Source organism: Streptomyces sp. NPDC037203, from assembly GCF_055605065.1.
Genome location: NZ_JBVJUC010000007.1, coordinates 98,145 through 111,134 on the forward strand (window position 1 = coordinate 98,145; position 12,990 = coordinate 111,134).

The window sequence follows — 12,990 nt, forward strand, 5'->3', positions numbered from 1 at the left end:
GTCATCCCTTCACGGCGCCGTCGGTCAGACCGCTGACAGCCTTGCGTTGCAGGAAGATGAAGAGGATCAGGATGGGCAGCGCGAACAGGGACGAGGCGGCCATGGTGGCGCCCCAGTCGTCGCCGAAGGCGGTCTGGAACTGGGACAGCCACAGCGGCAGGGTCTGCTTCCCGATGTCCTTGTTGAGGATCAGGACCAGCGGGAACTCGTTCCAGGCGGTGATGAACCCGAACAGCGAGGTGGCCATGAGGCCCGGCGCGAGCAGCGGGAAGATCACCTTGCGGAAGGCCTGGAAGCGGGTGCAGCCGTCGACCATCGCCGACTCCTCCAGCTCCTTCGGCACGGCGGCGATGTAGCCGCGCAGCGTCAGGACGGTGAGGGGCAGCACCATCATCGCGTAGAAGACGGTGAGCGGGACGAGGCTGTTGAGCATGTCGCCGTCGCGCACGATCATGTAGATGGCGATGATCATGACCTCCCAGGGGGCCATCTGCGCCAGCATGAAGGTGACGATGAACCCGCGCCGCCCCTTGAACCGCATCCGGGTGAGCGCGAAGGCGGCGAACAGGGCGATGACCAGCGACAGCAGGACCGAACAGACCGTGACGGTCACGGAGTTGGCGACCAGTGTCCAGAAGTGGTCGGCGTGCACGGCCTTGTCGAAGTGCCCGAAGGTGAAGTGCGTCGGGAACCAGACCGGGTTGTCGGTGATGATGTCGCCGGTCGGCTTGAAGGCCGTGGCGAACATCCAGTACACGGGGAACACGAAGCCGACGAAGAGGACGACGGCGGTCGCGTTGGGCCAGATGCGGCCGAAGACCGAGCGCTTCACAGCTCGTCCTCCTCTTGCTTGAGCACCATGCGCAGGTAGTACGAGGTGATGACGAGCAGGACCAGGATGGTGAGGAAGGAGATCGCCGCGCCGACCCCGAAGTGCTGGTTTCCGACGCCCTCGACGTAGGCGTAGATCGGCAGGGTCTCGGTGAGCCGGTCGGGGCCGCCCTCGTTCATGGCGAAGACCTGCGGGAACGCCTTGAAGACCCAGATGACTTCGAGGAAGGTCGTGGAGTAGAGGAAGGGCCGCAGGAAGGGCAGGGTCACCGAGGTGAAGCTCTGCCAGGCGCCGGCGCCGTCCAGGGCGGCGGCCTCGTACAGCTCCTTGGGGATGGTGGTCGTCGCGGCGTACAGGTTGATCGCGACGAACGGGATCGACTGCCACACGATGAGCAGCACGATCACCGAGAAGGTGGAGAACTGGCTGCCCATCCAGTTGTAGTCGGCCATCGAGTGCCAGCCCAGCTTGTCCAGGACCCAGTTGACGACGCCGAAGCGCTGGGCGAACAGCCACTGGTAGACGGTGGTGGCGGCGATGACGGGCATGGCCCAGGCGAGGACGAGGCCCACCAGCAGGGTGAGGCGCATCTTCTTGCCGAGGCGGGCCAGCAGCAGTCCGATCAGGGTGCCGATCACCATGATCAGGACGACGTTGACGGCGGTGAACAGGACCGAGCGTTCGACGACCTTCCAGAAGTCCGAACCGGTCAGGACCTGCTGGTAGTTGTGGAAGCCGTTCCACTCGGTGAGGTGCTGGATGAGCTGCCGCGGGTTGAGGTTCTGGAACGACAGCATGCCGTTCTTGACCAGCGGCCAGCCCAGCAGGACCAGTGTGGCCGCCAGCGCGGGCAGCAGGAGGAGATAGGGGGCGGCGGCAAGGCGGCCCGCCGGGGGCCGAGGGGCCCCGTCCGCGCCGCGGGGCGGGCTTGGCGCCCGGCCCTTGCGGACAGCGGGCCCCCCGGCCGTGTCCGTGCCTTCGGTCTGCACTGACATGAGTCGTCGTCTCTTCCGTGGCCGTACGAAATCCATGCGCTCCGCGGGCCCCGGAGGTCGCGGGCGGACGCGGGTGAGCCGGGGGCGTCGCTGGGACGCCCCCGGCGCGGGGTCAGTTCTGCTGGGCCAGACGCTGGTCGATCTGGCTCTCGACGTCCTTGGCGGCGGCGGCCGGCGCCTTGCCGTTCAGCACGGCGGTCATGTACGACTTGATCGGGTTCGGGGTGTTCTCCACCGCGGCCCACTCGGGGATCAGCGGGGTGGTACCGCCGACCTCGGCGGCCGGGGCCGCGGCCTCGGCGGCGGCGTTGCCCTTGAGGTTGGACTCCAGGGACTGCTTGTTCGGGATGACGCCCCCCAGCTTGGCCAGTTCGCCCTCGTACTGGTCGGACAGGGCGATCTTCAGGAACTCCTTGGCCAGGGACTGCTTCTTGCTGTTCTGGGCGACCGCGAGGTTGGAGCCGCCGAGGAAGACCCCCTCGGGCTTGCCGGCGGTGGCACCGGGGATGGTGAAGTAGCCGAGGTCCTTCTCGATGGACTTGTTGGCCTGGACCGCGGTGGCCGCCTCCCAGCCCATGCCGATGAAGGCGCCGGTCTTGCCCTTGGCGAAGACGGTGGCCTGCTGCGGGTTGGCCTCGTCCTTGTCCTTGGGGGCCTTGGAGTAGGCGGCGTACTTCTTGTAGATCTCCATGGCCGCGGCGACCTTGGGGTCGGCGAGGTTGGAGACGTACTTGTCGCCCTGCTTCTTCACCAGGTCGCCGCCCTGGCCGACGATCAGGCCGTCCAGGAAGTACCAGTTCTGACCGGGCAGGTAGATCGGCTCGGCATCCGTCTTCTTGCCGATGGTGTCGAGGTCCTTGAGGAACTCGTCACGGGTCTTCGGCGTGGACTTGATGCCGGCCTGGGCCCAGATCTTCTTGTTGTAGATGACGACGCGGTTGGCGAAGTACCAGGGGGCCGCGTACTGCTTGCCGTCGTAGACGGACGACTTGGAGACCGAGGGGGTCCAGTCGGCGCCGATGGACTGCTTGAGGTCGCCGAGGTCGGCGAGGCCGCCGGTGGAGGCGTAGGCCGGGGTCTGCGTGTTGCCGACCTCCAGGACGTCCGGCGGGGTGTCCTCCGAGAGCGCGGTGGTGATCTTCTGCTGGATCCCGTCCCACTGCTGGATCTCGAACTTCACCTTGGCGCCCGTCTTCTTCTCGAAGGCGGCCTGGACGTCCTTGGTCCACTGCGCCGGCGCGGAGCCGGTCATGGTCCACACCGTCAGGGTCTGGCCCTTCCAGCTCGCCGGACCGGCGTCCTTGCTGTCGTTGCCGCTGTTTCCGCCACACGCCGCAACGGAGACCATCATGCCCGCGATCACGATCGCGGAAGCGAGCTTGCGCTTCACGCCACCCTCCTCAGGGATGCCACTCAACCCCCCACGCCCTCGGCGGTGACCTGCGTACGACGCTGTTGCACGTAGGGCTCGGGACCTGGCCACTAATGGTGTAGACCAGTACGGTGGAGCTTGGCCTAGACCTTTCGGGGTGTCAAGGGTGGTCCGGGCGGCGGATGGAGGCCGTTACGAGAAAGTCACCGGAGGGGTTTCGTCCGGTTCTCCGCGGTCCCCCGGCCCGGTCCGCCCCTTTCGCCCGGTCCGTTCAGTTGGACTAGACCATAAGGCACTTGCTCGCTATAACGGGAGCCCATCGACACGGCCGGAAGGCAGGCATGACCACCGACGTCAGCGGCGCGCGCGTGCCGAAGTACTACCGGATCAAGCAGCGGCTGCTGGCCATGACCGACGCGCTCCAGCCCGGCGCGGCGGTACCGGCGGAACGGGTGCTCGCGGAGCGGTTCGACACGTCCCGGACGACGGTGCGGCAGGCGCTCCAGGAGCTGGTCGGGGAGGGGCGGCTGGACCGGATCCAGGGCAAGGGCACGTTCGTGGCGCAGCCGAAGCTGTACCGGACGCTGCAGCTGACCTCGCACACCGAGGACATGCGGGCGCAGGGGCTGTCGCCCGCCTCGCAGATGCTCGATGTCGGGGAGGTGCCGGCGGACGAGCGGCTCGCGGGGCTGCTGGGGGTCGCCGTGGGGGAACGGGTGCTGCGGATCGAGCGGTTGCGGCTGGCCGGCGGGGAGCCGATGGCGATCGAGACGACGCATCTGTCGGCGCGGCGGTTTCCGGGGCTGCGCGGGGTGCTCGCCTCGTGTCCGTCGCTGTACACCGCCTTGGCGGAGGTGTACGGGGTGCGGTTGTCGTCGGCCGACGAGACGATCGAGACGTCGCTGTCCACACCTCGGGAGGCGGCGTTGCTGGCGACGGACGTGGGGTTGCCGATGCTGCTGATGTCCCGGCACTCGAGGGACGCGCAGGGGGTGCCGGTGGAGTGGGTCCGGTCGGTCTACCGGGGGTCGCGGTACAAGTTCGTGGCGACGCTGCGGCGGCCGGTGGGGCGGGGCGCGCCGTGAGCGGCGTCAGTCCAGGAACGCCGTCTCTATCCAGCGCCGGACCGCCGAAGGGCGCATGCGGTGAAGGCGGTCCACCGTGTCGGCGACCTCCGGGGGACCGCCCACCGAGAGGAACTTCTCGCGGACCAGGTCGGTGTGGGAGGCGCGGGTTTCCGGGCCCGCGGCGCCGATGGGGATCAGGCGGGTGCGGGAGATCGTACGGCCGTCGGTCAGGCGGACGGTGACGCGGGCGCCGGTCGCCTTGGTGGAGCGGGAGAAGTCGCGGTTGTCGGCGTGGACCGCGCCGACCAGGTCCACGAGTTCGTCCCCGCCGAAGCCGCGCAGCCACGGCACCGCCCGCTCCCCCGCCTCCCGTACCGCCTCTCCGAACGGGGCGTCGGACAAGAAGAGTTCGCGGGTCATCTCGGTGTCGTGCTCCAGCCGGATCCGCTTGGCCAGCGCCCAGCGGTCGAGGTCGTCCACGGCGGGCGAGGAGAAGTCGTCCACGGAGAACTCGCCGGTGAGCAGGGTGGTCGCCACGGGGTACGGCACGTCCAGGACCAGCGCGCCGAGCGGGGAGCCCGGCCCGGTGACGTAGCTGGCGGCCCGCTCCCCCGCGAACAGGGTGTAGAGGGACGCCTCCACGACGACGTCGGCCACGTCCTGCGGGCGCAGCGGGCCCAGTTCGCGGTGGATCTCGGCGGCGCAGTCCACGGCCGCGTCGATGCCGGGGCCACCGGGGTGCATCTTGAAGGAGAGGGTGTCGGTGTGCCAGCGCCGGCCGAGGCCCTTGGCGACCGCCTGCGGCAGCGGAACCGTGGCGAAGCGGGCGAGGAAGCCGTCGCTGTGCTCCATGATGTCGGGCGCGCCGCGCAGCCCGGCGTACGCCGCGTCGCAGGCGTCCATCGCGGTGCGCACCGGGGTGAAGGTGTTGAACAGCCGGGCGTCGCTGGCCAGAAAGGCCCGCATCAGGGGCCAGTTGGGCATGGCGAAGGCCAGCCCGAAGGCGTTCTCGTACAGGCTCGCGGAGGCCCGGTCGGCGTGCAGCCGCCCGGCGACCGCGCCGGCCAGATGGGTGTGCACGGCGCTCTGGCCGCGCAGCGGTCCCAGGGTCGCGGAGGCGGTGATGCGGGCCGCGCACTCGTTGGCCACGACCACCGAGGTCAGCAGGGAGAGGCCGTCCAGGCGGCGGGCGTAGGCGAAGGCGAGGGGCACGGCGACCGTGGAGTTTGACAGGTGCCCCGCGTACGCGGTGTCGTCCAGGTTGAGCCAGGAGCCCAGCGCGGCGAAGACCCCGGCGGCCTGGCGGGGGTCGCGCTGCATGGGGTGGCCGAAGGCGGCCACCAGCTTGCGGCCCAGGGGGTGCTGGAGTCCGGCCCGGATGGAGGCGATCTGCGAGAGCACCTGGCTCGCGGCCAGCTTGAGCACCCGGCACGGCACCGCCTGCGGGCGCAAGGTGGCGGCCCAGTGCGACAGTTCGCGCAGCGGGGTGTCCGTGCCGGCGGGGTGGCGGGCGGCCAGGGACGACGCCTCGGCCTGCTCGGCCCAGTCGGCGCACAGCGCCCGGGCGACGCTCTCCGCGAGGACGGCGGTCATGGCGGGTACCTTCCGTGCGTGCGGCGAGGGGGAGGACAGCGGTCCCCGACACGTAGAGGTGGGCGGACGACGGCCCCCGGACACCTAGCGGTGGCGGACGTCGGTCCTCGACACGGGTGCGGGAGCACCGGATCGACCGGTGCTCCCGCGACGCGTGCCGGGTTACGCGGCCGGGACCTTGTCCAGGAAGCCGTAGACGGCCTTGATCTTGCCGGCCTCGTCGGCGACGAGGACGTCGAAGCCGATGGCGATGGGCTCGGCGCCCGGCTCGGTCACCAGGCCCCACTGGAAGCGGGCCTGGTCGTGGTGGGCGTCGACGGTGCCGTGCAGCTCGAAGGAGAGGCCCTTGAACTGGTCGCGGGCACCGGCCACCACGGCCGCGAAGCCCTCGTGACCCTCGACCGCGGCCAGCGGGTCGATGTACGGGGCGTCGGCGGTGAACAGCTCGGCGATGGCCGCGGCGCGCTTGTCGGCGTCCGCCTCGTTCCAGATGGCGAGGTAGCGGGTGACGGTGGTGGTCAGGTCGCTCATGCGGGCGATCTCCTTTTTGGGTGGTGCTTCTTCGGTTCTTCGGACGGTTGGTTCAGGGGGTGGTCGGCGCCCACACGGGGAGGGCTCCGGGGAGCACCTCGAAGGTGGCCGCGGCGCCGATGCCGGGTTGGTACTCACCGTCGTGCTCCAGCGGGAGGCGGCGGCCGTCGGTGCGTTCCACGGTGATCCGGCGGCCCCGCGCGTACACGGTCGCCGGATGCGCCATATGAGCGGCGTTCAGGGTCAGTTCGGGGACCTCGGCCGCCGTGACGTCGCCGCCGATGACGCAGACGTCGAGCAGTCCGTCGTCGAGCAGCGAGTCGGGCAGCACATGGAAGCGGCCGCCGCGGTAGGGCCCGCCGCCGACGTTGGCGAGGACGGTGGGGCCCTCGTGCACGATCCGGCCGTCGACCGTGACCCGGCCGGGGTACGGCTCGTACCCGTCGGCGGTGTCGGCGAAGGCGCGGACGTAGCGTTCCCGGCCCTTCAGCGGCACCTGCTTCGCGGTGATCAGCGCGTCCGCGATGACTCCCGAACAGGCGCCGAGGTACACGTAGTTGCGGGTCTCCACCAGGCGTGCCAGGTCGAGCCTGCGCAGCCGGGCGGTGCCGCCGACGCCGTGGTCGCCGAGGATCGCCTTGAGCGCCTCGCTCCAGGGCCGCTCGCCCCACAGCATCTTGTAGCCGGAGTTGCCGGTGCCGCCGGGCACCACCGCGAGGCTGGCCCCGTGGTCGGCCGGCACGAGTCCCTGGACGGCCTCGCGGACCGTGCCGTCGCCGCCGATGGCGACGATCAGGTCGGGGGCGTCGTCGGTGCGCTCCAGGGAGCGGCGTACGGCGACGGTCGCGTCCCCCGGTCCGCTGGTCTCGTGGACCTCGGCCCGCTCCAGGTAGGAAGCGCACAACTCCTTTACTTGGCCCACGAGTTCTGGGCTGTGACTGCCGGAGGCCGGGTTGGCCAGGATCAGGGCCCTGGTGGGTCCGGGGGCTGCGGTGTCTGCCATGACGGGCGCTCTCCTCACGTCGGACGCACCGGCGGTGGACGGAACACGGATGACTCTGCCAAGCGGTCCTGACCTGGCACTGACGCGCTACTGACGCGTCGTCACGCACTCACCGGGACGCCCGCGGGTGCGGGACCCGGAGCGGGCGACCGCCCCGATGCGGGTACCCGCATCGGGTTCCGCCATCGGGGCGACCGGGCGTCACCAGGTGACCGGCAGCTCCTGGAGCCCGTACACGATCGTGTTCTCGCGGAAGCGGACGTCCTGCGGCTGTACCGCCAGGCGCAGCGACGGGAAGCGGGTGAACAGGGCCTTGAGGCAGACCTCCAGCTCCATGCGGGCCAGGGAGGCGCCCGGACACAGATGGGGGCCGAAGCCGAAGGCGAGATGGCCGGAGGCGTTGCGGTGGATGTCGACCGTGCCGGCGCCGGGGTAGACCGACTCGTCGTGGTTGGCCGCGGGGATGGCGACGATCACACCGTCCCCCTTGCGGATGGTCGCGCCGCCCAGTTCGACCTCGGCCACGGCCGCCCGCACCTGGTTGTCCTGGGAGATGGACCAGTAGCGCAGCAGCTCCTCCACGGCCGGCTTGAACAGGCTCTCGTCCGCCCGGAGTTCGGCGAGCTGGGCGGGGTCGCGCAGCAGGCTGAGGACGCTGAGGCTGATCTGGTGGGCGGTGGTCTCGTGCCCGGCGACCAGGAAGAACCTGGCCATGGCCACCAGTTCCTGGTGGGACAGCTCGCCGGTGCCGACGTACTTGACGGCGAGCCGGCTGATCAGGTCGTCCCGCGGCTGGGCGGTGCGCCGGGCGACGAGCCCGTCGAGGAACTCGGTCATCGCGGTGAACGCCGCGTACGTCTCCTCGGGGCCGGCCTCCTGGGAGAGGATGACCTGGCTCTGCTCGGTGAAGTCCGCCTCGTCCTGCTCGGGCACTCCGAGCATGCGGGCGATGACCAGTGAGGGCAGCCGGAGGGCGAAGTTCGCCACCAGGTCGGCCGGCTTCGGTCCGCGTGCCAGTTCGTCCAGCAGGCCCTCGACGAGAAGTTCCACCTCGGGGCGCAGGGCGCGGGTGCGGCGGGCGGTGAACTCGGTCATGGCCATCCGGCGCAGCCGGCCGTGCTCCGGATTGTCCATGCGGCTGAAGGACATCACGCCCGGCTCGGGCGGCAGCTGGATGCGGATCGGGAAGCCGGGCTGCTGGTCGTCGGCGCTGAACCGGTTGTCGTTGAGTACCTGGCGCACGTCCGCGTGCCGGGTGACCAGCCAGGCCTCGCCGCCTCTTATGCGCACTCTCGACGGCGCTTGCCCGCGCAGTTCCGCGTAGGCGTCCGGCGGCCCGTACGGGCACGACCGGGGCATGGGCCAATCCGGCAGATTTCGCTGCTCACATGCGGACATTTGGGGTTCCCTCCGTTGGCTGAAACTCAGCGTTGGAGCACATCCTGGTGAGCGGCGCTGACGGAAATCTGACGGGTTACTGACTCGTTATCAGCTGGTAAACGTCTGCTTTTCCCAGGGCAAAACGGGTGGCGGACGAGCGGTCCGCATGGTGGTGCGGAACAACGCAACGGGGGCCGGCGCGCTCGGCGCCGGCCCCCGTCGGGGCGGAGTGCGGGGCGGGTCAGGCAGCCGCAGCAGCAGCTCCCGCGTCCGCCGCCTTCGGCCGCGGCAGCAGCTGCACCAGGCAGGCGACCGCGACGCAGATCCCCGCCTGGACCAGTAGTCCGACGCTGAAGGCGTGGGCATAGGAGTGCGCGGTGACGTGCTGTCCGGCGACGCCGAAGAAGACCACGCCGAGCACCGCGATGCCGATCGCGTTGCCCATCTCCTGGGCCGTGGAGAACACACCGGACGCGGCGGCCGCGTGGTGCGGGGCGACGCCGGCCAGGACCAGCGAGGCGAGCGGGGCGATCACGAAGCCCATGCCGATACCGGCCACGACCATGGCCGGAATACACCAGGCCACGTTCCCGGTGCTGTCCAGGTGCCATGCGGTTTCGGCCAGGCCCAGATTGCCGACCGCCTGGAGCACCGCGCCGAGCGCGAGCACCTGCTTGCCGAGCTTGGCCGCGACCTTGGGCGACTGCGCGGAGCCGAGGAAGAAACCGAGGCCGAGCGGCATGAACAGCAGGCCGGACTTGAACGCGGACAGGCCGCGGCCCTCCTGCAGGTACAGTGCGAGGACCAGGAAGAAGGAGGCCATCGCGGCGAAGAACACCAGCAGCGAGACGACCCCGATGCCGAACGCGCGGTCCTCGAACAGGCTCGGGTGGACCAGCGGCGACCCGTCACGGGCGGCCTTGCGGCGCTGGGTCCACCAGAACGCGGCCAGCAGCGGCACGGCCGCGATCAGGCACTCCCACGTCCACGTCGGCCAGCCCTGCTCGCGGCCCTGGACCAGCGGCAGCACGATGGCGGTGAGACCGGCGGTCACCAGGACGACACCGGTCCAGTCGAGACCGGTGCGGCCCTCCGCGCGGGACTCGGGGACCAGCTTCGGGGTGAGCAGCAGGACGACGGCGCCGATGGGGGCGTTGATCAGGAAGATGGTCCGCCAGTCCCAGCCGAAGAGGTCGGCCTTGATCAGCAGACCGCCGATCAGCTGGCCGAACACCGCGGAGGCGCCCATCGTGATGCCGTACGCGTTGAACGCGGCGACCCTGGCCTTGCCGGTGTAGGCGGTGGTCAGGATGCCGAGGACCTGCGGGATGACCAGCGCGGCGGCGGCGCCCTGGACGGCGCGGGCGGCGATCAGCTCGGCCATGTTCGGGGCGATGCCGCAGGCCAGCGAGGCCAGTGCGAACAGGGCCAGGCCGACGGCGAACACCTTGCGGCGGCCGTACAGGTCACCGAGCCGGCCGCCGGTGATGAGCATCGCGGACAGGCCGATGTTGAAGGTCGCCGCCACCAGCTGGATCTCGGCGCTGGTGGCGTGCATGTCCCGCTGGAGCGAGGGGATGGCCACATTGACGATGAAGAAGTCGATGTTGGCGATGAACAGGCCGAGCAACACCACGAGGAGAGCACCCCAGGCGGGCTTGCCGCCGGTTTCCCCCTGGTCCGTTGCCGGCCCGGACTCGGCAGTTCTGCCGGTCGGTTCCGCTTCGGTGGTCATGGTCGAACTCCTCTGTGGTGCGCTGACGGCGCGTCCGTCGGCGGACGCGCGGAACGGGGCCGGCGGCGGATCCGCGAACGGGCCTGCCGTAACGGCTCAGGGTGTGGGTGCCTTCTCGGGCGGGCGCGGGATCGGCTGGACCGGGGCGGCCGCACCGAGCGCGAACGGCACCAGCAGGTGTACCGGCGGGCCGACCAGGACGCGGCGGACCGGCCGCCGGTGGTGACCGCCGCCTCGGTGGCGGGGCCGGCGGTGACGTGTCCGGCGGCCGGGCCCGAGGCGCCGACGGTGGCGGCCCGGCGCCGATGGAGGTCGAGGCCGCGGCCGGCGGTCTCGTGCGCGCCGTAGGCCGCGGCGGGCCACATGCCGTGGCTCTGGTGGCTGCCGGAGGAGTGCGGGACGAGACCGGTGTCCGCGGGTGCGGTGCCGGAGCGTTCGACGGCGAGACGGCCCGCGCGTACGGCCGTCTCGGGACCGGAGAGTCCGCCGGATACGGGTTCCGGTACCCGTGACCCGGCCGACGCGATGAAGAGGTCTTCGTCGAATCTCATGCTGCCGCTTCTCTCTCGGATCGGTGGCCTCGGCGGTACGTCGGGGAGAGACCGACGAGCGCCGTGTCGGCGGGCCGTCTGTCACCTTCTCGCACCCCGCTGACACGGCGCTGACGCGCGCCCTTTCCCCGGTCAGCTCACGGCGGTGGCAACGGTCCGCTGGAGCCGGTGTGCGAAGTGGGCGGTGACGGCCTGCGCGTGCGTGTCGATGTAGAAGTGGCCGCCCTCGTACTCGTTGTGTCCCAGGTACGTCGGGGTGCGCGCGGCCCAGTGGGTCATGGCGTCCGGGGTCTCCTGGAGCGGGTCGCTGCGACCGCCGTAGGAGGCGAGCGGGCAGCTGACGCCGGCACCGTCGTCGTCGTAGTCCCCGGCGACCCTGAGGTCGGAGCGCAGGGCGGGCACGACCAGGGCGAGCATCTCGGGGTTGTCGTAGACCTCGGCCGGGAAGGAGCCCAACTTCTTGATCCACTCGATGAGTTCGGGCTCCGGCATCCGGCTCTGCTCCTCGGTCGGCTTGAAGAAGCCGACCGGCGACCAGCCGGACATGCCGATCATCGCGGGGGCCGGGCCGCCCTCCTCCTCCATGCGGATGGCGAGCCGGAAGGCGAGCTGCGCCCCGAGGCAGTGCCCGAAGAAGGCGAACGGACGGTCGTCCAGGTCGTCGAGGACCGCCTCGTGCAGGGCTTCGAGCAGCGGCCAGAAGTTCTCGTACGTCTCCTCCTCGCGGCGGTTGTGCCGGCCGGGGAGGGTGACGGCCTGCGGGGAGATGTCCGGCGGCAGCAGGCGTTCCCAGTCGCGGTAGATGATGGCGCCGCTGCCCGCGTGGGGCAGCAGGAACAGCCGGATGGAGGCGTCGGGCGAGGGCTCCACGGGGTGGAACCAGTGTCCCGCGCTGGACATCTGGCTGCCGGCGGTGCCGATGGCAGTGGTCACGACTGCGTACTCCCTACGGTGGGTGCGGGGCCGAGGGCGCGTACCGCGGGCAGCAGCACCTCGGCGATCTCCTTCAACTGGGGCTCCGGGTCGAGGGATCCGATGCGGATCACCAGGTGCCGGGCGCCGGCCCGGACGTATCCGGCCAGCCACTGCGCGCACTTCTCGGCGCTGCCCCAGGCGTACGCCTGGATGGTGCGCATCTGCTCCAGGGAGCGGCCGTAGTAGTGGCTGATGTAGTGCTCCAACTCGGCCTCGGCGGCGGCCTCGTCGCTGTTCACGGTGACCGTGGCGTACAGGCCGGGGACCACCGTGCGCCCGGCCTCGGCGGCGAGTTCGCCGAGGCGGGCGGCGGCGCGGCCGTAGGCGTCGACGTCCGGGAGGAAGGGGAGCCAGCCGTCGTAGCGGGTGGCGGCGCGGGCGAGCACCTTGGGGGTGTCGCTGCCGGCCAGCCATAGCGGCGGGCCGCCGGGCACGGCGGGCGAGGGCAGCCGGTCCAGGTTCTCGGCCTGCCAGAACCTGCCCTCGAACTCGGTGGGTTCGCCGTCCTCGCCGGAGCGCCAGGCGGCCCGCCAGAGCGCGGCGATCTCGTCCAGGCGGCCGACGCGGCCCTGGAAGGAGGCGCCGACGGACTCGAACTCGGCCTCGGTCTCGGCCATCGGGAAGCCCGAACCCAGGCCCAGGATCAGCCGGTCGGCGGCCACGTGGCTGAGGCTCGCGATCATGTTGGCGCCGATGAGCGGGTGGCGCAGGGCGGGGGTGAGGGCGGCGGTGCCGACGGTGATGCGGCGCGTCGCGGCGGCGGCGGCCGACAGGACGACCAGGGGGTCGAGGCGGGGCCGGGCGGTGAGGGAGTCGCCGGCCCACAGGGAGTCGAAGCCGAGGGCTTCCGCGTTCCGGGCGAAGTCCAGCAGCGGAGCGGCGGCGTAGGTGCCGTTGATGGCCTGCTCGCGGGTGGGCAGGAGGATGCCGATCCGCAGCGGTTCGGTACTCATGAA

Annotated in this window: 12 protein-coding genes; 1 reads left to right on the forward strand and 11 read right to left on the reverse strand. The window is 70.9% G+C overall.

Going from position 1 to position 12,990, the window contains the following annotated elements; genetic code table 11:
• Position 1: 1 nt before the first annotated feature.
• The 3 genes from ACZ7EC_RS20550 to ACZ7EC_RS20560 all read right to left on the reverse strand — a co-directional run bounded on the left by ACZ7EC_RS20550 (position 2) and on the right by ACZ7EC_RS20560 (position 3,217).
• Positions 2-832 carry a carbohydrate ABC transporter permease gene (locus ACZ7EC_RS20550; protein WP_471064424.1) on the reverse strand — a complete coding sequence of 277 codons (831 nt, stop codon included), beginning with the start codon at positions 830-832 and terminating at the stop codon, positions 2-4.
• Positions 829-1,827 (reverse strand): carbohydrate ABC transporter permease, encoded by a 999-nt coding sequence (locus ACZ7EC_RS20555; protein ID WP_471064426.1) that lies wholly within the window; start codon positions 1,825-1,827, stop codon positions 829-831. Before ACZ7EC_RS20555 ends, ACZ7EC_RS20550 begins: the two co-directional genes overlap by 4 nt.
• A gap of 112 nt (positions 1,828-1,939) precedes the next feature.
• Positions 1,940-3,217 carry an extracellular solute-binding protein gene (locus tag ACZ7EC_RS20560; protein WP_471064428.1) on the reverse strand — a complete coding sequence of 426 codons (1,278 nt, stop codon included), beginning with the start codon at positions 3,215-3,217 and terminating at the stop codon, positions 1,940-1,942.
• Between the two features lie 323 nt (positions 3,218-3,540).
• Between ACZ7EC_RS20560 and ACZ7EC_RS20565 the strand changes: the two genes are divergently transcribed.
• On the forward strand, positions 3,541-4,284 hold the full coding sequence (locus tag ACZ7EC_RS20565) for a GntR family transcriptional regulator (protein WP_471064430.1): 744 nt from the start codon (positions 3,541-3,543) through the stop codon (positions 4,282-4,284).
• Between the two features lie 6 nt (positions 4,285-4,290).
• On the opposite strand, the gene ACZ7EC_RS20570 is transcribed toward ACZ7EC_RS20565, so the two are convergent.
• From ACZ7EC_RS20570 to ACZ7EC_RS20605, 8 genes are all read right to left on the reverse strand, one after another.
• A complete protein-coding gene (locus ACZ7EC_RS20570) occupies positions 4,291-5,859 on the reverse strand; it encodes an MmgE/PrpD family protein (protein WP_471064432.1) in 1,569 nt (522 codons plus the stop codon).
• Between the two features lie 162 nt (positions 5,860-6,021).
• Complete coding sequence (locus ACZ7EC_RS20575; RefSeq protein WP_471064434.1) at positions 6,022-6,390, reverse strand: nuclear transport factor 2 family protein; 369 nt, start codon at positions 6,388-6,390, stop codon at positions 6,022-6,024.
• 52 nt (positions 6,391-6,442) lie between these two features.
• The gene (locus tag ACZ7EC_RS20580; protein ID WP_471064436.1) at positions 6,443-7,393 is read right to left on the reverse strand and encodes a diacylglycerol/lipid kinase family protein; all 951 of its coding nucleotides are present in this window, start codon (positions 7,391-7,393) and stop codon (positions 6,443-6,445) included.
• Between the two features lie 201 nt (positions 7,394-7,594).
• Positions 7,595-8,752 carry a cytochrome P450 gene (locus tag ACZ7EC_RS20585; RefSeq protein WP_471064438.1) on the reverse strand — a complete coding sequence of 386 codons (1,158 nt, stop codon included), beginning with the start codon at positions 8,750-8,752 and terminating at the stop codon, positions 7,595-7,597.
• Positions 8,753-9,014: 262 nt separating this feature from the next.
• Positions 9,015-10,508, reverse strand: coding sequence for an MFS transporter (locus ACZ7EC_RS20590; protein WP_471064440.1), 1,494 nt, complete (start codon positions 10,506-10,508; stop codon positions 9,015-9,017).
• Positions 10,505-11,059 carry a hypothetical protein gene (locus ACZ7EC_RS20595; protein WP_471064442.1) on the reverse strand — a complete coding sequence of 185 codons (555 nt, stop codon included), beginning with the start codon at positions 11,057-11,059 and terminating at the stop codon, positions 10,505-10,507. Before ACZ7EC_RS20595 ends, ACZ7EC_RS20590 begins: the two co-directional genes overlap by 4 nt.
• Before the next feature lie 132 nt (positions 11,060-11,191).
• Positions 11,192-11,959 (reverse strand): thioesterase II family protein, encoded by a 768-nt coding sequence (locus tag ACZ7EC_RS20600; protein ID WP_471064800.1) that lies wholly within the window; start codon positions 11,957-11,959, stop codon positions 11,192-11,194.
• 29 nt (positions 11,960-11,988) lie between these two features.
• On the reverse strand, positions 11,989-12,987 hold the full coding sequence (locus ACZ7EC_RS20605; protein ID WP_471064444.1) for an LLM class flavin-dependent oxidoreductase: 999 nt from the start codon (positions 12,985-12,987) through the stop codon (positions 11,989-11,991).
• Between the last annotated feature and the right edge of the window lie 3 nt (positions 12,988-12,990).